Source organism: Streptomyces sp. SID13726, from assembly GCF_010548375.1.
Lineage (GTDB): Bacteria > Actinomycetota > Actinomycetes > Streptomycetales > Streptomycetaceae > Streptomyces.
Genome location: NZ_JAAGLY010000012.1, coordinates 132,152 through 154,927 on the forward strand (window position 1 = coordinate 132,152; position 22,776 = coordinate 154,927).

A 22,776-nucleotide genomic window follows, 5' to 3' on the forward strand; every position below is an offset into this window, starting at 1 on the left:
ACTCTCTACAGCTGTGTTGGAGACGGACGGGACGACTGTAGCCCCATCAGGCTTGGTGGAGGCGCTCGTTCAGGGCTTCGAGGACCCGTGGGGGAACCAGGTGGGAGACGTCTCCGCCCCAGGTCGCGACCTCCTTGACGAGCGAGGAGGACAGGAAGCTGTAGGTGGGGTTGGTCGGTACGAAAAGCGTCTCGACACCGCTCAGGCCGTTGTTCATCTGGGCCATCTGGAGCTCGTAGTCGAAGTCGCTGACCGCGCGCAGGCCCTTGACGATGGCCGGGATGTCGCGCTGCTTGCAGTAGTCGACGAGGAGGCCGTGGAAGGCCTCGACGATCACGTTGCCGTACTCGGCGGTGACCTCGCGGATCAGGTCGATCCGCTCGTCGATCTCGAACAGGCCCTTCTTGGACTTGTTGATCATCACCGCGACATAGACCTCGTCGTACAGTCTGGAGGCGCGGGAGATGATGTCGAGGTGTCCGTTGGTGATCGGGTCGAACGACCCGGGACAGACGGCGCGGCGCACTTGAGATCCCTCGCTCTCCGGTCCGGTCATCGTGCGTCTTCGCACGTAGAGGCGTTGTCGCCCGTGGCGGCGCGACCGTACCAAAACGTTCCCTCGCCGTAACGACGGGCCTTGACCGGCTCGAAGCCGGGCGGCCAGCCGAATTCGCCGCCTCTGGTGCTGCGCTCCACGGTGACGAGGGCCTCCGGCGCGAGCCAGTGTTCCGTGCGGAGTGTGAGGAGAATCTCGCGAAGATCGTGATCTGTGACTCGGTAGGGCGGGTCCAGGAAGACGAGGTCGTACGGCTGTGCGGGCGCCCCGGTCCGGATGATCTGTTCGGCCTTGCCCGCGCGGACCTCGGCGCCCGGGAGGCCGAGGCTCTTGACGTTCTCGCGGATGGTGCGGGCGGCTCTGGCGTCGGCCTCGACGAGGAGGGTGTGTCCGGCGCCCCGGGAGAGGGCTTCGAGGCCGACCGCGCCTGATCCGGCGTAGAGGTCGAGGACCCGCTCGCCTGCCAGGGGGGCGCCGAGCAGGGACTGCCAGGTGGAGAAGAGACCTTCGCGGGCGCGGTCGGAGGTGGGACGGGTTCCGTTTCCCGGCGGGACGGCCAGGCGGCGTCCGCCGGCCCTGCCCGCGATCACGCGAGTCATCTTCGGTCCTTGTTCGGGGATGGTTGCCGGTCCATTTTCTCAGCCCTTCTCCAGGTACTGCTCCCTCTCCTCGTCCAAAAGCGCGTCCAGGGCCGTACGCAGGCCGGGGAGGTCCGTCAGCTCCGGGTCGGCCTCCACCACAGCCGTCGCCTCCTCCCTCGCCTCCGCGATGATCTCCTCGTCCTCGATGACGGCGAGGACCCGCAGGCTGGTCCGGGCGCCCGACTGGGCCTGGCCCAGGACGTCGCCCTCCCTGCGCTGTTCCAGGTCGATGCGGGAGAGCTCGAAGCCGTCCAGGGTCGACGCCACCGCGTTCAGGCGCTGGCGGGCCGGACTCGCCTCCGGCATCTCCGTGACCAGCAGGCACAGGCCCGCCGCCGAACCCCGGCCGACCCGGCCGCGCAGCTGATGGAGCTGGGAGACGCCGAAGCGGTCGGCGTCCATGATGACCATCGCCGTGGCGTTCGGGACGTTGACGCCGACCTCGATGACGGTGGTGGCGACCAGGACGTGGGTGTCGCCGGCGGCGAAGCGGCGCATGACCGCGTCCTTGTCGTCGGGGTGCATACGGCCGTGCAGGACCTCGACGCGCAGGCCGTTGAGCGCTCCCTTGACCAGCTGATCGGCGATCTCCAGGACCGCGAGCGGCGGACGCTTCTCCGCCTCGTCCTCGGGGGACTTCTTCTTGCCGGCCTTCTTCGGGTCGTCCTCCTCGTCGCCGATGCGGGGGCAGACGACGTACGCCTGATGGCCGTTCTCCACCTCCTCGCGGACCCGCTCCCAGGCGCGGCTGAGGAAGTGGGGCTTGTCGGCGGCGGGGACGACATGGCTGGCGATCGGGGAGCGGCCGGCCGGGAGCTGGTCGAGGACGGAGGTCTCCAGGTCGCCGAAGACCGTCATGGCGACCGTGCGAGGGATGGGGGTGGCCGTCATGACCAGGAGGTGCGGGGGCTGTTTGCCCTTGCCGCGCAGGGCGTCCCGCTGCTCGACGCCGAACCGGTGCTGCTCGTCGACCACGACCAGGCCCAGGTCCTGGAACTGCACCTTGTCCTCGATCAGCGCGTGCGTGCCGATCACGATCCCCGCCTCACCGGTGACCAGGTCCAGCATCGCCTGCCTGCGCGCGGCCGTCCCCATCGAACCGGTGAGCAGCACCACCTTGGTGGCGTGCTCGGACCCGCCCAGCATGCCGCCCTCGGCCAGCTCGCCCATCATCTCGACGATCGAGCGGTGATGCTGCTGCGCGAGCACCTCGGTGGGGGCCAGCATGGCGGCCTGCCCGCCCGCGTCGACGACGGCGAGCATGGCGCGCAGGGCCACCATCGTCTTTCCCGAACCGACCTCTCCCTGGAGCAGGCGGTGCATCGGGTGGTCCGTGGCCAGGTCGTCGAAGATCTCCTTCGAGACCTTCTGCTGGCCTTCGGTGAGGGTGAAGGGGAGGCGGTCGTCGAAGGCGGTCAGGAGGCCGTCCGGGGCGGGTCTGCGCGGGACCGCCGGGAGTTGGGCGTCCGCGTGGCGGCGGCGGGCCAGGGCGACCTGGAGGACGAAGGCCTCGTCCCACTTGAGGCGGGCGTGGGCGTCGGCGATGTCGGCCTTGGTGTGCGGGCGGTGGATCTTGAGGAGGGCCTCGGGGAGGGGGACCAGGCCACGGCCCTCGCGCAGGGACTCCGGGAGCGGGTCGACGGCCTCCTGGGCGCTCGGCAGGACCGTCTGGAGCGCCTTGCCGATCTTCCAGGACTCCAGCTTGGCGGTGGCGGGGTAGATCGGGATCAGGGCGCCCGCCCAGGTCTCGACCGTCTCCTCCGCGTCCCCCCGCAGCAATTCGTACGCCGGATGCGCCAGTTGGAGGCGGCGGTTGAAGAGGGAGACCTTGCCGGCGAACATCGCGCGGGTGCCCGGCAGGAGTTCCTTGTGGGGCTTGTGCACACCGCTGCCGAAGAAGACCAGTTGGAGGCGGCCGCTGCCGTCCGTGATGGTGACCTCAAGCCGCTGCCCCTTGCCGCGCGGCGCCTTGGCGGAGGCGAAGCTGTGCAGGCGGGCGTCGGCGACCTGGGCGACCACGGTGACGTGTTCGTCCAGGGGGAGGTCGGCGAGGTGGGTGAGCTGGCCCCGCTCCTCGTATCTGCGCGGGTAGTGGTGCAGGAGGTCGCCTACGGAGTGCAGGCCGAGGTGCTCGGCCATCACCTTCGCGGTGGCGGGGCCGAGCACCTTCTTCAACGGTTCTTCCAGTGCGGGCACGAGATCCATTGCACACCACGCCACTGACATTGCCGTATACATACCGGGAAACCCCTGGTCAGACGGCTGGTTGGGGACTTAGGATGACGCGCTCCGGCCATCCCCCGCGGTCACCGCCCCACCCGGGACCGCCCGACCCCGCGCCGCGCGAACGTTCCTCCCACCGGCGCTGCGACGATGGATTCCCAGACCTCACAGTCATCACAGACACCCCAGGTACCTCAGCAACCTCATACGTTCCAGGTCGACCTGCGCGGTCTGGTGGACCTCCTCTCCCATCACCTCTACTCCAGCCCCAAGGTCTATCTGCGCGAGCTGCTGCAGAACGCCGTGGACGCGATCACGGCCCGGCGGGCCGAGCAGCCGGACGCTCCGGCGAGAGTGCGGCTGTACGCCGAGGAGGGCGCCCTGCGGGTCGAGGACTCCGGGGTCGGGCTCACCGAGGAGGACGTGCACGACCTGCTGGCCACCATCGGGCGCAGCTCCAAGCGGGCCGAGGGACTTCAGGAGGTCCGCTCCGACTTCCTCGGGCAGTTCGGCATCGGGCTGCTCGCCTGTTTCGTGGTCGCCGAGCGGATTCGCGTGGTCAGCCGCAGCGCCCGTACGCCGGACGCGCCGCCCGTGGAGTGGACGGCGAGCGACGACGGCTCGTACCGGGTGCGGACGCTGCCGGACGAGGCCCGTCCGGAGCCGGGCACCACCGTGCACCTGGTCGCGCGGGCGGGCGCGGGCGAATGGCTCACCCCTGAGCGGGTCCTCCGGCTGGCCCGGGACTTCGGCTCGCTGCTGCCGTACGACGTCCGGGTCGGCGACGAGGCGGTCACCGATCTGCCGGCGCCCTGGGACCGGCCGTACCCCTCCCCCGCCAACCGCAGGGTGGCCCTGTCCCGGCACTGCCACGACCTGTTCGGCTTCACCCCGCTGGACTCGATCGAGCTGAACGTCCCGCTGGCCGGGATCCGCGGAGTGGCGTACGTCCTCCCGTCGGCGGTCAGTCCGGCGCAGCGGGCCACGCATCGCGTGCACCTCAAGGGCATGCTGCTGACCGAGCGGGCCGAACAGCTGCTGCCGGACTGGGCGTTCTTCGTGCGCTGCGTCCTGGACACCGACAGCCTGCGGCCCACGGCCTCGCGCGAGTCGCTGTACGAGGACGAGACGCTGGCGGCCGTCCGGGAAGCGCTGGGGGAACGGATCCGGTCCTGGCTGACCGGGCTGGCCGTCGGTGACCCGGAGCGGCTCGCGGCCTTCCTGTCGGTGCACCACCTGGGCGTGAAGTCGCTGGCGCGGCACGACCGGGAGATGCTGCGCACGATGCTGCCGTGGCTGCCCTTCGAGACGACCGACGGACGGCTGTCCCTGGAGGAGTTCGCGCAGCGGCACCCGGTGGTGCACTTCACGCGGACCGTCGAGGAGTACCGGCAGGTCGCGCCGATCGCGTCGGCGCAGGGTATCGGCGTGGTCAACGGCGGTTACACGTACGACAGCGACCTGGTCGAGGCGCTGCCCTCGGTGCGGCCCGGGACGGTCGTCGCCGAGTTGGACGCGGACACCGTGACCGCCCATCTGAACCTGGTCGACCCGGCCGAGGAACTGGCGCTGGCCGGCTTCCTGGCGGCCGCGCGGGCCAAGCTCGACCCGCTGGGCTGTGACGTCGTCCTGCGGGCGTTCCGGCCGCTGTCCGTGCCCGCGCTGCACCTGGACGACCGGGACGCCCGGCACGAGCAGGCCCGCGCGGACGCCGAGGAGCAGGCCGACGACCTGTGGGCGGGCATCCTCGGCTCGCTGCGCGGCAGCGCCCCACGCGCGCGTCTGGTGCTGAACCAGCTCAACCCGCTGGTACGGCGGATCGGTTCGCTGGGCGATCCGGAACTGATCGGCACCGCCACCGAGTCCCTGTACGGACAGGCGCTGCTGATGGCGCAGCGGCCCCTGCGGCCCGCGGACTCGGCGCTGCTGAACCGGGCCTTCATCGGACTGCTGGAGTGGGCCACGAACGGCGAGGAGGACCGCTGATGAGCGGAATCGACGGGACCGCCGGAATCACCGACTTCGACGCGCTGCGCCGGGCGATGGCCGAGAACTCCGAGGAACCGGAGGGGCCCGGCCGCAACGCGCGCGCGGAGCAGCTGCTCGCCGCGGCCGAGGAGCTGAACATCCCGCTCGCGGTGATCGAGGCGCTCGGCCACCAGCTGAAGGTCTACAACTACAGCTCCGAGAAGGACAAGATGTTCGTCCCCTTCGCGCGCCTGCTGCGCATGTGGGACGAACACCCCGAGGACTTCGACGAGTACGAGACGCACTCCCTGCACTGGGTCTTCAAGTGGATGACCACCGGCATGCTCGACCAGCCGCACATCCCGCTCGCCGCGATGGAGAAGTGGCTCGGCGAGATGGAGCACCGCTACCGGCTCGCCGGGCACTCCGAGCGGGCCGTGCGCAGCGCCGAGTACAGCGTGGCCGCGCACGTGGGGGACCTGGCGCGGGCCGAGCGGGCGTACACCTCCTGGCTGGCGGCCGACCGGGACACCATGGCGGACTGTCACGCGTGCGAGCTGCACGAACAGGGCTCGTGGCAGTCGCAGCGCGGCCGGGACGCAGATGCGCTGGAGCTGTGGGCGCCGGTCCTGGCGGGCGAGTTCACCTGCGCCCACGAGCCGCACGCGGCCCTCGCGTCCTCCCTGACGCCGCTGCTGCGGCTGGGGCGGCCCGACGAGGCACGCGCCAACCATCTGCGCGGCTTCCGGCTCGTGCGGTCCATGGAGAGCATGCGGGGCGCCTACGCGGACCACGTCGAGTTCTGCGTGCTGACCGGCAACGAGGCGCGCGGTCTCGAACTGCTCGCGGAGCGGCCCGCATACTTCACGGACGACGGCCATCCGCGCAGCAAGCTGGACTTCATGTCCGTGGTGGCCCTCCTCATGGACCGGCTGACCGCGCTCGGCCTCGGCGGGCAGTCGGTGCCGGGCCCCGCTAGCCGGTCCTGGACCGCCGCCGAACTCGCCGCCCACGCGCGTGAGGAGGCCCTCGCGCTGGCCGCCCGCTTCGACGAGCGCAACGGCACGGCCCACGTGAGCGAGCGGATACGCGCGCGCATGGCGCAGCGACCGCTGGTGGAACGGCTGCCGCTCGGAGTGCGGGCGGTCCGGACGGTCACCGCTCCCCCGGCGACCGTCCCCGTGACGGCTCAGGAGCCCGACCTTCCCGCGCTGATCGCCGAGGCCCGCCGTCTGTCGGACACCCTCCGGCCGAACGCCGTGGAGGCGTGGGCGGCCGTCGGACGGGCTGCCGAGGGCGTCGAGCTGGAGCCGCGCGACCGAGCCGAGATGGCTGACCACGAGGCGATGGACCTGGGCCCCGAAGGGCTCGAACTGTTCGAGCTGGCCGCCGAGTTGTACGCGGAGGCGGGTGACCCCGGCGAGGCGCTCGCGGCACGCACGCGTGCGGCGTACGTACGCGCGCTGGCCGGTGAGGTGGACGAAGCACTCGCGGCGGTCGCGGGGCCGTACGACGAGGTCCTCGCGCTCTACGCCGTGGACGGCACGGGCGTGCCTCAGACGGCCTCGGTGCTGATGTCCCGGGCGCGGATCCTGATGCGGCGGATGCACGAGGGCGACGACGAGACGTTCCCGTCCGACGCCGAGTCGGCCGTACGGGAGGTGCTCGCGCTCGTCGAGGGGCGCACCGGGGACGACGTACGGCTCGCCGCCCGGGTCGCCGAGGCGCGGGCGATGCTGGCGGAACTGGCCGCGCGCGGCGGGGACGTGGAGGCGGCGGCGGAGCTGTTCACGCGGGCGGCGGCGGGGTTCGTCGACGCGGGGCTGCCGTGGTTCGCCGTGGAGTACGAGGCCCGGCTGGCGGGACTCCGGCACCACCTGGGCGACCCGGCCGGGACGGAGCGGGCGCTTCGGGCGGCCCTGGAGCACGGCGGTCCGCACCTGGAGGCGGTCGGGCGGGCCCAGCTGCATCTCCAGCTCGCCGAGGTGGTCGGCGGCGCGGGACGGTCCGAGGAGGCCGCCGAGCACGCCCTGGAGGCGGCGCACTGGGCCGACGCGGCCGGTCAGGGTCCGGCGCTCGGCGCCCTGGCCCGGCACCAGCTGGGCGGGTTCCTGCTGCGGCAGGGCCGGTGGGCCGAGGCCGCGGAGGTGCTGGAGTCGGCGCTGCCCGACCTGAGTGCGGAGACCCATGGTGACGGCGCGGTCGTACAGGCCCAGTGGTGGCTCGGCGACTGTCTCAGCGAGCTGGGCGAGCACAGGGAGGCGGCCGAACGGCGTCTTCAGGCCGCCGAGATCGCCCGTCACTGGCCCGAGCAGCACGACCACGCGACCCTCGCCCACCTGGCCGCCGAGTCCCTCGGGGCGGCGGGCCTGCCGGCCGAGGCGGACCGGGCGTACGCGCGCGCGGGCGGTCTGTGGCGCGAGCTGGGCAACGTCCACGGCCTCATCCGCTCCCTGCGCGCCCGCGCGTGGCTCGCACTGCGCGCCGAGGACGACGGGGCGGACGCGGCGCGGGAGTTGATGGCGGACGCGGTCCGGGAGTGCGAGACCGCGCTGGAGGCCGCCCGGGACGACGCGGAGGCGCGGCAGCGGCTCGTCGGTGAGCTCGGGCACACCCACCGGCAGTTCGGGGACCTGCTGGCGCGGTCCGTGGCCGAGGACGCCGAGGACGACTCGATCCGGGCGGTGCTGGAGGAGGCGCTGGCGCAGATGACCGAGGCGATCGTGGTGTTCACCTCGGTCGGCGAGGACGCCCTGGACGCCCGGACCGGTGCCGAGCTCGCGGCGGGCTGGCTGGCGGCGGACCTGAGCCGGCCGGAGGAGGCCGCGGCGCGGGCGCGGGCGGTGCTGGCGGCCTATGGTGGGGGCGGCGACGACGGGACGGAACGGGATCGTCGCGACGTCGGCGATGCGACGGAACAGGTTCGTCCCGACGTCCGCGACACGACGCGACAGGATCGTCCCGACGCCCACGACACGACGGCACAGGCCCGTCGCGCCGAGGCCCGGCAACTGCTCGGCCTCATCGAGGAAGAGGCACAGGAAGGCTGACCGCTCCCGGCACCGCCGAAGACACCGGCACTCACTCGACCCCGATGAGCAGCAACGCCCCCTGCCGCCCACCCCGGTACACCACCGTGTCCACGGCAAGGTAGGACTCCCGCACCCGTGCCTCCAGCCGTTCGGCGACAGCCTCGGGAGCCTCGTCGCCGAGGACGAGTGTGACCAGTTCGCCGCCCGCCGAGAGCATGCGGTCGAGGACGGTCTCGGCGGTGACGGTGACGTCGGAGCCGATCACGGCCACGTCGCCGTCGATGAGGCCGAGGACGTCACCGGCCTGGCAGATGCCGGCCATGGTCCAGGACTGGCGTTCCGCGACGACGACCTCGGCGTGACGGGTCGCGCCGGCCGCGGAGGTCATCTGGACGACGTCCTCGTCGAACCGGCGCTCCGGCTCGTGCACGGCGAGCGCGGCGATGCCCTGGACCGCGGAGCGGGTGGGGATGAGGGCGACCCGGATGCCCTCGGTGCGGGCCTGCTCGGCCGCGGCGGCGGCGGTGTGGCGGAGTTCGGCGTCGTTGGGCAGCAGTACGACCTCGCGTGCGTGGGCCCGTCGTACGGCCTCCACCAGCTCCCCGCTCGCGGGCGGCTCGCCGGGGCGCGCGAGCACGGTGGTCGCGCCGGCCTCGGTGTACAGCCCGGCCAGGCCCTCGCCGGGCACGACGGCGACGACGGCCCGCTGGGCGCGCTCGCGGGGCGGCCGTTCGGCGCCGGTGGTGTGCACGTCCTCGACGCCGAAGTGGGTGATCCGGATCCGGTAGGGCCGGCCGGCCTCGACGCCCGCCTCCACGGCGGCGCCGGCGTCGTCGACGTGGACATGGACGTTCCACAGTCCGTCGCCGCCGACCACCACGAGGGAGTCCCCGAGCCCGTCGAGCCGTGCCCGCAGCCGGGCCACGGCGCTGTCGTCGGCCTCCAGGAGGTAGATCACCTCGAAGGCGGGGCCACCGGTGTCCGGGGCGTCGGCGCACTCTTCCGGGGGCGTCACGGGGGAGGTCCCAGCCGTGTCGTCCGTCACGCGCGCGTGCCCCGCGCCCGCCGCCACGGCGACCTCCCGGGGCATCTCCCCGGTGAACGTCTCCACCAGCGCCCCCAGCACCGCCACCAGTCCTCGCCCGCCGGCGTCCACCACTCCCGCGCGCTCCAGGACCGCCAGCTGCCCGGGTGTCTCGGCCAGTGCCGCCCGCGCCCCTTCGTAGGCGGCTCGGGCGACCGTCCCGCAGTCGCCGTCCGCTCCCCCGGCGGCGTCGGCGGCGGCCGCGGCGACGGTGAGGACCGTGCCCTCGACGGGGTGGGCCACGGCCTGGCGGGCGGAGTCGGCCGCGTGCCGCAGGGCGAGCCGCAGGCCGTCGCCGTCCGTGTGGGTGCTCTCGTCGTCGGCGGAGAGGACCTGGGCCATGCCGCGCAGCAGCTGGGCGAGGATCGTGCCCGAGTTGCCGCGGGCGCCTATGAGGGCGCCGTGCGCCATCGCGCGCGAGGCGTCGGCGAGCGTGGGCTTGCCGGAGTCGTGGGCGCCGTGGGCCTCGAAGACGGCCTCCACGGCGGCGGCGGCGGACTCGGCCGTCAGATACAGGTTGGTGCCGGTGTCTCCGTCGGCGACGGGGTAGACGTTGATCGCGTCGATCTCCTCGCGCGCCCGTCCCAGGGCCCGGAGCGCGAGACCGCACCAGGTGCGCACCGCGAGAGCATCGAAGAATGTCTGCGGCACCTGCGCCACCTGCGCCTCCTCGGGCTGCTGGACTGGACGCAGCGTAGACCCCGGGCGGGTGTCCGCCGGAAGAGGGCTGGGAGCGGGGGCCTGATCAGCCATGGTAGTTTCGTTCTACTGGCGCAGTCGTTGTATGCTGCTCCGGTTGCCCGATGCAGATCGGGCCATTCCCCTGGCAGCGCCACTCAGATCTCTGATCCTACGATCTCGATCCCGGCCCGCCGGGATCCAACCGTAAGTGCATCTGAAGTCTTTGGAGTGACCCGTGGCTGCCAACTGCGACGTCTGCGGCAAGGGGCCGGGCTTCGGCAACAACATCTCGCACTCGCACCGCCGTACGTCTCGTCGCTGGAACCCGAACATCCAGCGCGTCCGTACCGTGGTCGGCGGGACGCCGAAGCGCGTGAACGCTTGCACCTCGTGCATCAAGGCCGGCAAGGTCTCGCGCTGACGCACAGCTAAGCGCGCGGCCACTGCTGGTTCGCTGCACTGAGCCGGTCCACCTCGGTGGACCGGCTTTTTGCTGTGCCCTGCCGGGTGGGACGTTTCGCCGGGATGGGCCGGGAGGCCCCGGCCGCCCTCAAGGCCCTGGAGGAGGGGTGGCAGAAGATCTCGGGGAACGCGGGCCCGTTCGTCGCCCCGGCGATCGAGTGGCGCATCCGCGGCCGGGACCGGATGTACCGGGTCCTCGGCTCGCGTCCACCGGCGCCCGTTTCTGCAAGCGGCTGACCGAGAAGGCGGCCACCGGCGTCAAACTGCGGGCGTACCCGTTCTGAGCGCCCAGGCGTGGTCCACGGGCCCGATCCCGCCGCCGAGCGCGAAGCCGGCGGCGATCGCCCCGGTGACGTACTCCTTGGCGGCCGTCACGGCCTCCGGCACGGTCCGCCCCTTCGCGAGCTGCGAGGCGATCGCGGAGGCGAGGGTGCAGCCCGTGCCGTGGGTGTGCCGGTTGTCGTGCCGGGGCGCGCGCAGCCAGTGCTCCTCGGTGCCGTCGGTGAGCAGGTCGACGGCGTCGCCGGGGAGATGGCCGCCCTTGATCAGCACCCATCGCGGTCCGTACGACAGCACGGCCGCCGCGGCCTCGGGCAGCTGCTCCTCCGACTCGACGCGTACGCCGGTGAGTTGGGCGACCTCGTCAAGGTTCGGGGTGGCCACGGTCGCGGCCGGGAGCAGTTTCGTGCGCATCGAGTCCAGCGCGGACACCGCCAGCAGCGAGTCCCCGTGCTTGGAGACGCCCACCGGGTCGACGACCGCGGGGGCGTCGGTGGCGGCGATCAACTCGGCGACCGCCTCGACGAGTTCGGCCGAGGCGAGCATGCCGGTCTTCACGGCCTGTACGCCGATGTCGTCGACGACACTGCGGTACTGCGCCCGCACCGCCGCCACGGACAGCGGCCAAGCCCCCTGCACGCCCAGGGAGTTCTGCGCGGTGACGGCGGTGACGACGCTCATGCCGTGCACGCCGAGCGCGAGCATCGTCTTCAGGTCGGCCTGGATCCCTGCCCCGCCACCGGAGTCGGAGCCCGCGACGGTGAGCACGAGGGGCCTCACGACTCGATGTCCCCGCCGAAGTGGTCCCAGCCGCCCTTGCTCGTCCAGGGCGCCCCGTCGACCGTCACCTGGGGCAGCGCCGAGGGGTTGAGGACCTCGCCGATGACCTTCCAGCGGGCCGGGAGCTTCACGTCCGGCGAGAAGGTCGCCACGATCGCGTGGTCCTCTCCCCCGGTCAGCACCCACTGGATGGGGTCGACACCGACGGCCTGTCCGATGTCGTTCATCTGGGTCGGGATGTCGATCGCGTCGGAGCGGATGTCGATGCGGACCTTGCTGGCCTCGGCGATGTGTCCGAGGTCGGCGATCAGCCCGTCGCTCACGTCGCACATGGCGTTCGCGCCGAGCGCGGCGGCGGCCGGGCCCGCGTGGTACGGCGGTTCGGGGCGCCGGTGCGCCTCTACGAAGGCGCGGGGCGAGCGGAAGCCGCGGGAGAGCACCGCGTACCCGGCCGCGGACCAGCCCAGCCAGCCGGTCACCGCGACGAGGTCGCCGGGCTGGGCGCCGGCCCGGGTGACCGGCTCCTGGCCCCGCAGATCGCCGAGGGCGGTGATGGAGACCATGATGGTGTCGCCGCGTACGACGTCGCCGCCGACCACGGAGGCACCGGCGACCTGGCACTCGTCGCGCAGGCCGTCCATGAGCTCCGAGGGCCAGGTGACGGGGAGTTCGGCGGGCACGACCAGGCCGAGCAGCAGGGCGGTCGGCACGGCTCCCATGGCGGCGATGTCCGCGAGGTTCTGCGCGGCCGCCTTGCGTCCCACGTCGTAGGCCGTGGACCAGTCACGGCGGAAGTGCCGGCCCTCCAGAAGGATGTCGGTGCTCGCCACGACCCTGCGGTCGGGCGCGGCGACCACCGCGGCGTCGTCGCCGGGGCCGACCCGGACCGCGGGGGTGGTGGTGAGACGGGAGGTGAGCTCCCTGATGAGCCCGAACTCCCCGAGCTCACCAACAGTGCCCTTCATTGCCCTTACGCCCCTTCTGTGCCTTGCCGTGCCCGGTCGCGCGTCACCAGTGTCCTCGATACGGTCGAGGGGACCGTCAACTTCTGTCGCCCCGCCCCGGCGCGGGTGTCCGCGCCCCCGTGGGTCTCCCCGCGGCGAGCGGCGACGCGATACCGTGGCGTTCCTTTTCCCCACATGATCCTCGTGGCCGCCCTGGAGGTTCCGTGGTACAGGCGTACATCCTGATCCAGACGGAGGTCGGCAAAGCGTCGACCGTCGCCGAGACGATCAGCAAGATCCCTGGGGTGATCCAGGCCGAGGACGTGACAGGACCTTATGACGTGATCGTCCGCGCACAAGCCGACACCGTGGACGACCTGGGCCGGATGGTGGTCGCGAAGGTCCAGCAGGTGGACGGCATCACCCGCACCCTGACCTGCCCGGTCGTGCATCTGTAGCCCCCACTACCCTTGGCCGGTGAACTTCTTCCGTCACCGGCGCCTTGTCGTCCTCGGGCCGCCCGCGCTCGTCCTGCTGATCACGGCCGCGGGCTGCTCCTCGGCAGACGACGATGCCCGGGCCGCGGTTCCCAGTCCGGGCGCGCGGGTCGCCGGACTGTGCCAGAAGCTGGACAAGGCGCTGCCGTCCGAGGTCGACGGCCAGGATCGCCGGGATCCCGAACCCGCGTCGAGGCTGACCGCGGGCTGGGGGAACCCGGCGATCATACTGCGCTGCGGCATCGACCGGCCCACGAAGATGAACGACCCGAACGCCGACGGGGTCGAGGTCGACGGGGTGGGCTGGCTGCTGGAGAAGCAGGACGACGGGTCGTTCCGGTTCACGACGACACTGCGCAAGGCGTACGTCGAGGTGACGATCCCGAAGGGCCGCACCGGGGACGGCATGGCGCCTCTGGTGGATCTGGCGCCGGCGATGAAGAAGGCGATCCCCGAGGGGATCGCCGACTAGCGACCACCGACTAGCGACCAGCGACCAGCGACCACCGACCGCCCGCTACCGAAGTCCCGCTACCGAAGTCCCGTCCGCCTGCGCAGCGCCGCCTGGATCAGCAGGTCCACCAGCACCGGGTAGTCGATCCCGCTCTTCTCCCACATCTGCGGGTACATCGAGATGGGCGTGAAGCCGGGCAGCGTGTTGATCTCGTTGATCACGAACTCCCCCTCCTCGGTGAGGAAGAAGTCCGCGCGGACCAGGCCCTCGCAGGAGGCCGCGTCGAAGGCGTCCACCGCGAGCCGCTGGACCTCGGCCGTCTCCTCGGGCGTGAGCGGCGCCGGCACGATCCCCGGGGTCGAGTCGATGTACTTGGCCTCGAAGTCGTAGTACGCGTGCTCCTGCGGCGGCGGGATCTCCGCGGGCACCGACGCGCGCGGGCCGTCCTCGAACTCCAGGACGCCGCACTCGATCTCACGGCCGCGCAGGGCCGCCTCGACCAGGATCTTCGGGTCGTGGCGCTGCGCCTCGGCGATCGCGTCGTCGAGGCCGGAGAGGTCGTCGACCTTGGTGATGCCGATCGACGAACCCGCGCGCGCGGGCTTCACGAAGAGCGGCCAGCCGTGCTCGCCCGCGAAGTCGACGATCCTCTTGCGGGCGCCGGACTCGTCCGACTCCCACTCGCGCGGCCGGATCACCACGTACGGGCCGACCTTGAGCCCGAAGGAGGTGAACACCCGCTTCATGTACTCCTTGTCCTGGCCGACGGCCGAGGCGAGCACACCCGAGCCGACGTACGGGACACCGGAGAGCTCCAGGAGGCCCTGGAGGGTGCCGTCCTCGCCGTAGGGGCCGTGCAGGACGGGGAAGACGACGTCGACCTCGCCGAGGGCCTTGGGCACCGATCCGGGCTCGCTGTAGACGACTTCGCGGTTCGCGGGGTCGACGGGGAGCACCACGCCGCCCTCGTGCGACTCGGCGAGTTCGTCGACGTTCGGCGTACGGCGCTCGGTGATCGCCATGCGGTCCGGTTCGTCGGCGGTGAGCGCCCAGCGGCCGTCCTGGGTGATGCCGATCGGCAGGACGTCGTACTTGGTCCGGTCGATGGCCTTGAGGACGGCGCCGGCGGTGACCACGGAGATCCCGTGTTCGGAGCTGCGCCCGCCGAACACGACGGCCACGCGCGGCTTGCGAGCGGGCTGCTCAGGGCTCTGGGGGAGGTTCTCGGTGCTCATATCGCGTTGAGAGTACCCGTTGGTAGTGCCCTGAGACAGCGTCCGCCCCCGCGGCGTACGGGGCAAGGAGCGAGGTCGTGGCTCAGCGTCGCTCGGGCTTCGCGCTGCGCGACATCAGCTCCTTGACTGCGACCACCGGGGACTTGCCCTCGTGCACGATGCCGACGACGGTCTCGGTGATGGGCATGTCGACGCCGTGCCTGCGGGCCAGATCCAGCACGGACTCACAGGACTTGACGCCCTCGGCGGTCTGCTTGGTGACCGCGATGGTCTCCTGCAGGGTCATGCCCTTGCCGAGGTTGGTGCCGAAGGTGTGGTTGCGCGACAGCGGCGAGGAGCAGGTCGCCACCAGGTCGCCGAGACCGGCGAGTCCGGAGAAGGTGAGGGGGTCAGCGCCCATCGCGAGGCCCAGTCGGGTCGTCTCCGCGAGACCGCGCGTGATGAGCGAGCCCTTGGCGTTGTCGCCGAGTCCCATGCCGTCCGCGATGCCGACGGCGAGGCCGATGACGTTCTTCACGGCGCCGCCCAGTTCGCAACCCACCACGTCCGTATTGGTGTACGGGCGGAAGTACGGTGTGTGGCAGGCCGCCTGGAGCCGCTGGGCCACCGCCTCGTCGGTGCAGGCGACCACCGCGGCGGCCGGCATCCGGGCGGCGATCTCGCGCGCGAGGTTGGGTCCGGTGACCACGGCGACGCGGTCCTGGCCCACCTTGGCGACGTCCTCGATCACCTCGCTCATCCGCATGGCGGAGCCGAGTTCGACGCCCTTCATGAGGGAGACGAGGACGGTGTCGGGGGCGAGCAGCCCGGTCCACTCGGCGAGGTTGGCGCGCAGGGTCTGCGAGGGGATCGACAGCACCGTGAAGTCGGCCCCGGCGGCGGCCTCGGCGGGGTCGGTGGTCGCCCTGACGCCTTCCGGGAGTTCGACGCCGGGAAGGTAGTCGGGGTTCGTCCGGGTGGAGTTGACGGCCTCGGCGACCTCGGGGCGTCGCGCCCAGAGGGTGACCTCGCAGCCTGCGTCGGCGAGCACGACACCGAAGGCCGTACCCCATGAACCGGCGCTGAGAACCGCCGCCTTGACGGGCTTGCTCACTTGCTCTTCTCCCCCTCGTGGCCGCTCTGGGACTGGGTCCGGCGGCGCTGTTCGATCCGCTCGCGGCGCGGGTCGTACGCCGTGTCGGGTGCCTTCTCGCCCCGGATGTCCTCCAGCAGGACGGTGACGGCGGCCATGATGACCTCGGTGGCCTCCTTCAGGAGGTCCGGGGTCATCTCCCTGTCGTAGAACGGCGACAGGTCCACCGGAGGTCCCGCGAGGACGTGCGAGGTCTTGCGCGGAAGGACGTTGAGCTTCTTGGCGTACGGCGGCAGCAGTTCGTTGGCGCCCCACTGCGCGACCGGGACCACCGGGCACTTGGTCTGCAGGGCCACGCGCGCGGCGCCGGTCTTGGCGGTCATGGGCCACTGGTCGGGGTCGCGGGTGATGGTGCCCTCGGGGTAGAACGCGACGCATTCGCCGCGCTCGACGGCGTCGATGGCGGCCCGGAAGGCGCTCAGCGCGTCGGTGGTCTCGCGGTAGACGGGAATCTGCCCCGTGCCGCGCATCATGGCGCCGATGAATCCCTTGTTGAAAAGACCGCTCTTGGCGAGGAATCGCGGAACGCGCCCGGTGTTGTACTGGAAGTGCGCGTACGCGAAGGGATCGATGTGCGAATTGTGGTTGACCGCGGTGATAAATCCGCCGTCGGCCGGAATGTGCTCCATTCCACGCCAGTCCCGCTTGATCAGAACCACGAGCGGCGGTTTGGCGATCACCGCTGCGAGGCGGTACCAGAAGCCGATTCTGCGGCGGGGCACGCGGACACCTTCCTCTTGGGCCTGGCGGGCCGCACAAGTGTCGCCCCAGGCCGACGGTCTGTCGAGAACACCGTACGCCCCGCCGCCGACACCGCCAGATGGACCGTATGACGACTGAGTGACAATGGCCGCGAGAAGACAAGGACGGAACCCTCGTGCAGTGGACGTTGGTCATCCCGCTGAAACCCCTGGCGCGGGCCAAGAGCAGGCTCTCGGACACCGCCTCCGACGGGGTGCGCCCGGGACTGGCCCTCGCCTTCGCCCAGGACACCGTGGCGGCCGCGCTGGCCTGCCCGGCGGTCCGGGATGTGGCGGTAGTCACGGACGACGCGCTGGCCGCCCGCGAGCTGGCGGCCCTGGGCGCCCGCATCGTCCCGGACGAGCCCGCGGACGGCCTGAACGCGGCTCTCGCGCACGGAGCGGCCGCCGTACGGTCTTTGCGCCCCGAAACCCCCCTCGCGGCCCTGAACGCCGATCTGCCGGCTCTACGGCCGCTGGAATTGGCCCGGGTCCTGGACTCGGCGACGGAATTCCCGCGCGCTTTCCTCGCGGACGCGGCGGGCATAGGTACGACTCTGCTGACGGCCGGGGAGGGTCAGGAATTGCGTCCCGCTTTCGGCCCGCATTCCCGGCGGCACCACCGCTCCTCGGGAGCCGCGGAACTCCTCCTCACCGACGTCGATTCCGTACGACAGGACGTGGACACCGGCGAGGACCTGCGGGCGGCGCTGACGCTGGGAGTGGGAAGGCACACGAAGGCGGTCGTCTCGGCGATGGACCAGGCACCCGCCACGGATCGCCCGCGCCCGGCGCCGAGTCAGCCACTACCCTGACCGCCATGCAGGCAACCGCGTACACCTACGACCAGGAGAGCCGCAGCGGCCAGGTGCTCCTGGACGACGGCACGCCGCTGCCCGTCGACGCCCCGGCCTTCGACGCGGGCGGTCTCAGGCTGCTGCGCCCCGGACAGCGCGTCCGCATCGAGATGACCGGTGACAAGGTCACGCTCGTCACTCTCCAGACCTTCTGAGGGCCTTGCGTCGCACCCCCTGAACACGCCGCGGGCCGGACTCCGTCACGGAGTCCGGCCCGGCGCGTGAGTGCCCTGCGCCCTTACCTCTTGCGAGCGGTGGCCTTCTTGGCGGTGGTGGTGCGAGCGGCCGACTTCTTGGCCGGCGCCTTCTTGGCGGTGGCCTTCTTCGCCGGAGCCTTCTTGGCGGTGGCCTTCTTGGCCGTCGTCTTCTTGGCGGCGGCGGACTTGGCGGTCGCCGTGGTCTTCTTGGCGGGCGCCTTCTTGGCCGTGTTCTTCTTCGCGGCGGCCGTGGTCTTCTTGGCCGTCGTCTTCTTCGCCGTGGTCTTCTTCGCGGCGGCGGTCTTGGCGGTGGTCGCCTTCTTCGCGGCCGCCTTCTTGACCGTGGCCGAAGCCCCGCCGGTCAGGCTGCCCTTGGGCGCCTTCTTGACCGCGACGTCGTTCTTCGGGAGCTTCTTCGTGCCGCTCACCAGGTCCTTGAAGCCCTGACCCGCACGGAAGCGCGGAACGGAGGTCTTCTTGACCCGAACCCGCTCGCCCGTCTGGGGGTTGCGGGCGTAACGGGCCGGGCGGTCGACCTTCTCGAACGAGCCGAACCCGGTGACCGAGACCCGGTCACCCGCGACCGTCGCGCGGACGATGGCGTCCAGGACCGCGTCGACCGCCTCGGCGGCCTGCTGACGGCCACCGACCTTGTCGGCAATCGCTTCTACGAGCTGCGCCTTGTTCACGTCTTCCCCTTCGGAGACATTGCCGGAACGAAACTGTTCAGGCTTTTTCGCACGTTAGGCAGATATATACCGCAAATCAAACACGAAACGGGCTTATCACCCTTGTGCCGCAACGAACTCGGCTGCCCTGGACTTGTTCAGCGCTCCTCTTCCGGGATTCGACCCGCGTCGAGGTCAGCGGTGAACCGCTCCAGACGCCTTGTCGCTTCGACGACGTCGTGCTTGGCCGCGGCCGTTATGACCAGCAGCTTCCGGGTCAGCGCCATCCGTACGCCCTCCGGGACTTGCAGTGCGCGCACCCTTGCGTGCGCTTCCTTCAGTTGGTCCGCGACTGCCGCATAGAGCTCGAGTTGGCCGTCGTGTTCCATGCACAGATTGTGCCATCTGGGGCGAGTTGTCGCCTGCCAGGGGGGCAACTGCCACCTCAGACGGCCATCCGGGCATGTGCGAAAGCCACGGTCACAGGATCCGCGTACCCCCGCAACACCCTTTGTAACGTGGGAAGTTGAATGAAAGCCAGTGCCTGTGCGAAGACGTTCGGGCGCAGACACGGCTGTACCCCCGATCGGGCTGATCGGGGGTACAGAAGGGGGTTCGCGTGGCCGAAACTCGACCTGTTCAGTTGCTCCGAAGGAGGGTTCGGGTCACCCGGAGGGCGACCCCGGGGTCACGTCTGGAGCGTCCGGGGCTTGTACGACGGCCGCTTGGCCTCGTACGCCGCGATGTCGGCCTCGTTCTGGAGGGTGATGGAGATGTCGTCCAGCCCGTTCAGCAGCCGCCAGCGGGAGTTCTCGTCCAGCTCGAAGCTCGCGGTGACGCCCTCGGCGCGGACTTCGCGGGCCTGGAGGTCGACCGTGATCTCGGCCTCAGGGTCCTTCTCGCTCAGCTCCTGGAGGGCCTCCACGATCTTCTGGTCCAGAACGACCGTGAGCAGGCCGTTCTTGAGCGAGTTGCCGCGGAAGATATCGGCGAACCGGGACGAGATGACCGTCTTGAAGCCGTAGTTCTGGAGCGCCCACACGGCGTGCTCACGGGAGGAGCCGGTGCCGAAGTCGGGGCCCGCGACCAGGACCGTGGCGCCCTTGCGCTCGGGCTGGTTGAGGATGAATTTCTCGTCCTTGCGCCAGGCCTCGAACAGTCCGTCCTCGAACCCGTCCCTGGTCACCTTCTTGAGCCAGTGAGCAGGGATGATCTGGTCGGTGTCGACGTTGGAGCGGCGCAGCGGGACGACCCGGCCGGTGTGCGTGGTGAATGCTTCCATGGCTGATCAGACTCCAGCGGGCGTACGGGCGTCGGCGTCGGACAGGTCGGCGGGCGAGGCCAGGTGGCCCAGCACGGCGGTCGCGGCGGCGACCTGCGGCGAGACCAGGTGCGTACGACCGCCCTTGCCCTGCCGGCCCTCGAAGTTGCGGTTGGAGGTGGACGCGGAGCGCTCACCGGGGGCCAGCTGGTCCGGGTTCATGCCCAGACACATCGAGCAGCCCGCGTGCCGCCATTCGGCGCCGGCCTCCTTGAAGACGACGTCCAGGCCCTCGGAGACGGCCTGGAGACCGACCCGCGCGGAGCCCGGGACGACCAGCATCCGTACGCCGTCGGCGACTTTGCGGCCCTTGACGAGCTCGGCCGCGGCACGCAGGTCCTCGATACGGCCGTTGGTGCACGAACCTACGAAGACGGTGTCCACCTTGATGGAGCGCAGCGGCTGCCCGGCCTCCAACCCCATGTATTCCAGGGCCTTTTCGGCGGCGAGGCGCTCCGAAGCGTCTTCGTACGAAGCGGGATCGGGGACGTCCGCCGAAAGCGGCGCGCCCTGGCCGGGGTTGGTGCCCCAGGTGACGAACGGCGACAGCTCGTCGGCCTTGATGACGACCTCGGCGTCGAACTCGGCGTCCTCGTCCGTCCTCAGCGTCTTCCAGTACGCGACGGCCGCGTCCCAGTCCTCGCCCTTGGGGGCGTGCGGACGGCCCTTGAGGTAGTCGAAGGTGGTCTGGTCGGGGGCGATCATGCCCGCGCGGGCACCGGCCTCGATCGACATGTTGCAGATGGTCATCCGGGCCTCCATCGAGAGCTTCTCGATGGCGGAGCCGCGGTACTCCAGGACGTAGCCCTGGCCGCCGCCGGTGCCGATGCGGGCGATGATCGCGAGGATCAGGTCCTTGGCGGTGACGCCGTCGGGCAGTTCGCCGTCGACCGTGATGGCCATGGTCTTCGGGCGGACCAGCGGCAGCGTCTGGGTGGCCAGCACGTGCTCCACCTGGGAGGTGCCGATGCCGAACGCCAGGCCGCCGAAGGCGCCGTGCGTGGAGGTGTGGGAGTCGCCGCAGACGACGGTCATACCCGGCTGGGTCAGTCCGAGCTGCGGACCCACCACGTGTACGACACCCTGCTCGACGTCGCCCAGCGGGTGCAAGCGCACACCGAACTCGGCGGCGTTCTTGCGCAGCGTCTCCAGCTGGACCCGGGAGACCGGGTCGGCGATGGGCTTGTCGATGTCGAGGGTCGGGGTGTTGTGGTCCTCGGTGGCGATGGTCAGGTCGAGCCTGCGCACCGGGCGACCGCTCTTGCGGAGACCGTCGAAGGCCTGCGGGCTGGTCACCTCGTGCAGCAGGTGCAGATCGATGAAGAGGAGGTCGGGCTCGCCCTCGGCGCGCCGGACGACATGGTCGTCCCAGACCTTCTCCGCGAGTGTCCTACCCATCGCTTTCCCTCCGGTCGGCCAAAGGAGCGCCGACCCAACTAGAAGATCTTGTGGAGGCGACGCCCGTGGCCCCTGTTCCCGGGCACCCGCCGCCAGGCCCGTTGATCCGCGGGCCGCTGTGCCTACAAGGGTTGCGCGTCTCACGAAAAAAGGAACTTGCGTTTCACAGAGTGAGACGTGAGTATCGTTGCATGGACAACAGTAGCGGCGTCGGCGTTCTGGACAAGGCAGCCCTTGTCCTCAGCGCCCTGGAGTCCGGTCCGGCCACCCTCGCGGGCTTGGTCGCGGCGACCGGACTGGCACGACCCACGGCCCACCGGCTGGCCGTGGCTCTGGAACACCACCGCATGGTGGCACGCGACATGCAGGGCCGTTTCATTCTCGGCCCTCGTCTCGCCGAGCTGGCCGCGGCCGCCGGCGAGGACCGCCTCCTCGCGACGGCGGGCCCGGTGCTCACGCACCTGCGGGACATCACCGGCGAGAGCGCGCAGCTCTACCGCCGCCAGGGCGACATGCGCATCTGCGTCGCCGCGGCGGAGCGCCTGTCCGGCCTCCGGGACACCGTCCCGGTCGGCTCGACGCTCACCATGAAGGCCGGCTCCTCGGCCCAGATCCTGATGGCCTGGGAGGAGCCGGAGCGCCTGCACCGCGGTCTCCAGGGCGCCCGCTTCACGGCGACGGCCCTGTCGGGCGTACGGCGCCGGGGCTGGGCCCAGTCCATCGGCGAGCGCGAGCCGGGCGTCGCGTCCGTCTCCGCACCGGTCCGCGGCCCCTCCAACCGCGTCGTGGCCGCCGTCTCGGTCTCCGGCCCCATCGAGCGCCTGACCCGCCACCCGGGGCGCATGCACGCCCAGGCGGTCATCGACGCGGCGGCCCGCCTCTCCGAGGCACTTCGCCGCACGGGCTGAGGGCGCGTGTCCCTGGCGGTCCAAGGCCGGCCTCAACGCCGCGGCAGGCTTTGAACCAACGGGGAGATGCCTTCCCCAGGGGCGCGGGGAACTGCGCGACCAGCCCCCACCGGCCGGTCAGTCGACTGACCCACCGCCGTGGCTTGTCGCGCCCGCGCGGCGGAGCCGCATATCGATACAGCCCCGCGCCCCGAGCGGGTCACCTGCCCCCAGCCCGATGAGCGAACCTCTCCTTCGCGTACCGCCCGCGCGCAGCGACCGGCACCTGTCCGTGCGCCGCCGCCAGCCCGAACGCCGGCATGTCGGCGTAGATCGACTCGTACGACCCCTCCGGCACCACATACGTCTCGTGCCACAGCCCCACGTGCTGCCGGACCTTCCCCGCCTTCTCCTTGCGGTTGATGATCGACCAGGCGCGGTGGTGGAACATCTCCGGCGAGTGCGCGTACGCGTACAGCTTCTCCTTGGACTCCCAGTACTGGACGACGTAGTACGTCCGCGGTGACGCCGTCAGCAGTACGTGCGAGAGCAACCCACGCTCCGGCGCCCGCGACAGCTCCCGCAGCATCCGTGGCATGGCCAGCAGCACCGGACCCCAGTGGTGCACGGCCCAGAAGTGGTTGATGCGCATGCCGATCAGCAGCACCACCGCCTCCCCCTCCACGGACGCGGTGGTACGACCGGCGGCGACCTTCTTCCCGAACATGGGACCCCCTGGT

General features: G+C 71.2%; 23 protein-coding genes. 9 read left to right on the forward strand and 14 right to left on the reverse strand.

Annotation, left to right across the window (positions count from 1 at the left end):
- Positions 1-46 precede the first annotated feature (46 nt).
- Genes coaD through recG form a run of 3 tightly spaced genes read right to left on the reverse strand, consistent with a single transcriptional unit; the run spans position 47 to position 3,402 of the window.
- Positions 47-556 carry a pantetheine-phosphate adenylyltransferase gene (gene coaD / locus G3I78_RS28765; protein ID WP_164429701.1) on the reverse strand — a complete coding sequence of 170 codons (510 nt, stop codon included), beginning with the start codon at positions 554-556 and terminating at the stop codon, positions 47-49.
- The gene (gene rsmD, locus G3I78_RS28770) at positions 553-1,155 is read right to left on the reverse strand and encodes a 16S rRNA (guanine(966)-N(2))-methyltransferase RsmD (RefSeq protein WP_164429704.1); all 603 of its coding nucleotides are present in this window, start codon (positions 1,153-1,155) and stop codon (positions 553-555) included. Before rsmD ends, coaD begins: the two co-directional genes overlap by 4 nt.
- Positions 1,156-1,194: 39 nt before the next feature.
- Entirely contained in the window at positions 1,195-3,402 is a 2,208-nt protein-coding gene (gene recG / locus G3I78_RS28775; RefSeq protein WP_164429707.1) for an ATP-dependent DNA helicase RecG, read from the reverse strand.
- Between the two features lie 168 nt (positions 3,403-3,570).
- On the opposite strand from recG, the gene G3I78_RS28780 reads away from it, so the two are divergent.
- Positions 3,571-5,406: an HSP90 family protein gene (locus G3I78_RS28780; protein WP_164429709.1), complete on the forward strand. Its 1,836-nt coding sequence runs from the start codon at positions 3,571-3,573 to the stop codon at positions 5,404-5,406.
- Positions 5,406-8,438: a tetratricopeptide repeat protein gene (locus G3I78_RS28785; RefSeq protein WP_164429711.1), complete on the forward strand. Its 3,033-nt coding sequence runs from the start codon at positions 5,406-5,408 to the stop codon at positions 8,436-8,438. Before G3I78_RS28780 ends, G3I78_RS28785 begins: the two co-directional genes overlap by 1 nt.
- A 31-nt stretch (positions 8,439-8,469) precedes the next feature.
- On the opposite strand, the gene G3I78_RS28790 is transcribed toward G3I78_RS28785, so the two are convergent.
- Entirely contained in the window at positions 8,470-10,164 is a 1,695-nt protein-coding gene (locus G3I78_RS28790; protein WP_164429713.1) for a DAK2 domain-containing protein, read from the reverse strand.
- Positions 10,165-10,420: 256 nt separating this feature from the next.
- Between G3I78_RS28790 and rpmB the strand changes: the two genes are divergently transcribed.
- Together rpmB and G3I78_RS28800 are read left to right on the forward strand one after the other, a co-directional pair.
- Entirely contained in the window at positions 10,421-10,606 is a 186-nt protein-coding gene (gene rpmB / locus G3I78_RS28795; protein WP_003993230.1) for a 50S ribosomal protein L28, read from the forward strand.
- An 86-nt stretch (positions 10,607-10,692) separates the two neighbouring features.
- Complete coding sequence (locus tag G3I78_RS28800) at positions 10,693-10,884, forward strand: hypothetical protein (RefSeq protein ID WP_239158099.1); 192 nt, start codon at positions 10,693-10,695, stop codon at positions 10,882-10,884.
- Positions 10,885-10,905: 21 nt separating this feature from the next.
- On the opposite strand, the gene thiD is transcribed toward G3I78_RS28800, so the two are convergent.
- Complete coding sequence (gene thiD / locus G3I78_RS28805; protein WP_164429715.1) at positions 10,906-11,706, reverse strand: bifunctional hydroxymethylpyrimidine kinase/phosphomethylpyrimidine kinase; 801 nt, start codon at positions 11,704-11,706, stop codon at positions 10,906-10,908.
- Positions 11,703-12,671, reverse strand: coding sequence for a thiamine-phosphate kinase (locus tag G3I78_RS28810; protein WP_164429717.1), 969 nt, complete (start codon positions 12,669-12,671; stop codon positions 11,703-11,705). The genes thiD and G3I78_RS28810 overlap by 4 nt, the downstream gene beginning before the upstream one ends.
- Positions 12,672-12,874: 203 nt before the next feature.
- Between G3I78_RS28810 and G3I78_RS28815 the strand changes: the two genes are divergently transcribed.
- Both G3I78_RS28815 and G3I78_RS28820 read left to right on the forward strand, forming a co-directional pair.
- On the forward strand, positions 12,875-13,108 hold the full coding sequence (locus G3I78_RS28815) for an Lrp/AsnC ligand binding domain-containing protein (RefSeq protein ID WP_003997603.1): 234 nt from the start codon (positions 12,875-12,877) through the stop codon (positions 13,106-13,108).
- 19 nt (positions 13,109-13,127) lie between these two features.
- Complete coding sequence (locus G3I78_RS28820; protein WP_164429719.1) at positions 13,128-13,619, forward strand: DUF3515 domain-containing protein; 492 nt, start codon at positions 13,128-13,130, stop codon at positions 13,617-13,619.
- A 59-nt stretch (positions 13,620-13,678) separates the two neighbouring features.
- Here the strand turns inward: G3I78_RS28820 and G3I78_RS28825 are convergent, their stop codons facing one another.
- From G3I78_RS28825 to G3I78_RS28835, 3 genes are all read right to left on the reverse strand, one after another.
- Positions 13,679-14,836, reverse strand: a complete 1,158-nt coding sequence (locus G3I78_RS28825; RefSeq protein WP_164429720.1) for a D-alanine--D-alanine ligase family protein — start codon at positions 14,834-14,836, stop codon at positions 13,679-13,681.
- 82 nt (positions 14,837-14,918) lie between these two features.
- The gene (locus tag G3I78_RS28830; protein ID WP_164429722.1) at positions 14,919-15,929 is read right to left on the reverse strand and encodes an NAD(P)H-dependent glycerol-3-phosphate dehydrogenase; all 1,011 of its coding nucleotides are present in this window, start codon (positions 15,927-15,929) and stop codon (positions 14,919-14,921) included.
- A complete protein-coding gene (locus G3I78_RS28835) occupies positions 15,926-16,690 on the reverse strand; it encodes a lysophospholipid acyltransferase family protein (RefSeq protein WP_164429724.1) in 765 nt (254 codons plus the stop codon). The genes G3I78_RS28830 and G3I78_RS28835 overlap by 4 nt, the downstream gene beginning before the upstream one ends.
- Before the next feature lie 155 nt (positions 16,691-16,845).
- Between G3I78_RS28835 and cofC the strand changes: the two genes are divergently transcribed.
- A complete protein-coding gene (cofC, locus tag G3I78_RS28840) occupies positions 16,846-17,523 on the forward strand; it encodes a 2-phospho-L-lactate guanylyltransferase (protein WP_164429726.1) in 678 nt (225 codons plus the stop codon).
- A 5-nt stretch (positions 17,524-17,528) separates the two neighbouring features.
- Entirely contained in the window at positions 17,529-17,720 is a 192-nt protein-coding gene (locus G3I78_RS52200; RefSeq protein ID WP_164429728.1) for a hypothetical protein, read from the forward strand.
- 83 nt (positions 17,721-17,803) lie between these two features.
- On the opposite strand, the gene G3I78_RS28850 is transcribed toward G3I78_RS52200, so the two are convergent.
- The 4 genes from G3I78_RS28850 to leuC form a co-directional block, all read right to left on the reverse strand.
- Positions 17,804-18,451 carry an HU family DNA-binding protein gene (locus tag G3I78_RS28850; protein ID WP_164429730.1) on the reverse strand — a complete coding sequence of 216 codons (648 nt, stop codon included), beginning with the start codon at positions 18,449-18,451 and terminating at the stop codon, positions 17,804-17,806.
- A gap of 137 nt (positions 18,452-18,588) precedes the next feature.
- The gene (locus tag G3I78_RS28855; protein WP_028809826.1) at positions 18,589-18,819 is read right to left on the reverse strand and encodes a hypothetical protein; all 231 of its coding nucleotides are present in this window, start codon (positions 18,817-18,819) and stop codon (positions 18,589-18,591) included.
- Positions 18,820-19,118: 299 nt separating this feature from the next.
- On the reverse strand, positions 19,119-19,712 hold the full coding sequence (leuD, locus tag G3I78_RS28860; RefSeq protein ID WP_164429732.1) for a 3-isopropylmalate dehydratase small subunit: 594 nt from the start codon (positions 19,710-19,712) through the stop codon (positions 19,119-19,121).
- A 6-nt stretch (positions 19,713-19,718) separates the two neighbouring features.
- Positions 19,719-21,149 (reverse strand): 3-isopropylmalate dehydratase large subunit, encoded by a 1,431-nt coding sequence (gene leuC, locus G3I78_RS28865; protein WP_164429734.1) that lies wholly within the window; start codon positions 21,147-21,149, stop codon positions 19,719-19,721.
- Between the two features lie 191 nt (positions 21,150-21,340).
- On the opposite strand from leuC, the gene ndgR reads away from it, so the two are divergent.
- A complete protein-coding gene (ndgR, locus tag G3I78_RS28870) occupies positions 21,341-22,057 on the forward strand; it encodes an IclR family transcriptional regulator NdgR (protein WP_007384919.1) in 717 nt (238 codons plus the stop codon).
- A gap of 199 nt (positions 22,058-22,256) precedes the next feature.
- Here the strand turns inward: ndgR and G3I78_RS28875 are convergent, their stop codons facing one another.
- Positions 22,257-22,763, reverse strand: coding sequence for a DUF4188 domain-containing protein (locus tag G3I78_RS28875; RefSeq protein ID WP_164429736.1), 507 nt, complete (start codon positions 22,761-22,763; stop codon positions 22,257-22,259).
- Between the last annotated feature and the right edge of the window lie 13 nt (positions 22,764-22,776).

What these genes read in the sequence shown, in the direction of transcription:
- coaD (WP_164429701.1), bottom strand. Translation starts at nt 556, where the DNA reads ATGACCGGACCGGAGAGCGAGGGATCTCAAGTGCGCCGCGCCGTCTGT.
- rsmD (WP_164429704.1), bottom strand. Translation starts at nt 1,155, where the DNA reads ATGACTCGCGTGATCGCGGGCAGGGCCGGCGGACGCCGCCTGGCCGTC.
- recG (WP_164429707.1), bottom strand. Translation starts at nt 3,402, where the DNA reads ATGGATCTCGTGCCCGCACTGGAAGAACCGTTGAAGAAGGTGCTCGGC.
- G3I78_RS28780 (WP_164429709.1), top strand. Translation starts at nt 3,571, where the DNA reads ATGGATTCCCAGACCTCACAGTCATCACAGACACCCCAGGTACCTCAG.
- G3I78_RS28785 (WP_164429711.1), top strand. Translation starts at nt 5,406, where the DNA reads ATGAGCGGAATCGACGGGACCGCCGGAATCACCGACTTCGACGCGCTG.
- G3I78_RS28810 (WP_164429717.1), bottom strand. Translation starts at nt 12,671, where the DNA reads ATGAAGGGCACTGTTGGTGAGCTCGGGGAGTTCGGGCTCATCAGGGAG.
- G3I78_RS28825 (WP_164429720.1), bottom strand. Translation starts at nt 14,836, where the DNA reads ATGAGCACCGAGAACCTCCCCCAGAGCCCTGAGCAGCCCGCTCGCAAG.
- G3I78_RS52200 (WP_164429728.1), top strand. Translation starts at nt 17,529, where the DNA reads ATGCAGGCAACCGCGTACACCTACGACCAGGAGAGCCGCAGCGGCCAG.
- G3I78_RS28855 (WP_028809826.1), bottom strand. Translation starts at nt 18,819, where the DNA reads ATGGAACACGACGGCCAACTCGAGCTCTATGCGGCAGTCGCGGACCAA.
- leuD (WP_164429732.1), bottom strand. Translation starts at nt 19,712, where the DNA reads ATGGAAGCATTCACCACGCACACCGGCCGGGTCGTCCCGCTGCGCCGC.
- leuC (WP_164429734.1), bottom strand. Translation starts at nt 21,149, where the DNA reads ATGGGTAGGACACTCGCGGAGAAGGTCTGGGACGACCATGTCGTCCGG.
- ndgR (WP_007384919.1), top strand. Translation starts at nt 21,341, where the DNA reads ATGGACAACAGTAGCGGCGTCGGCGTTCTGGACAAGGCAGCCCTTGTC.
- G3I78_RS28875 (WP_164429736.1), bottom strand. Translation starts at nt 22,763, where the DNA reads ATGTTCGGGAAGAAGGTCGCCGCCGGTCGTACCACCGCGTCCGTGGAG.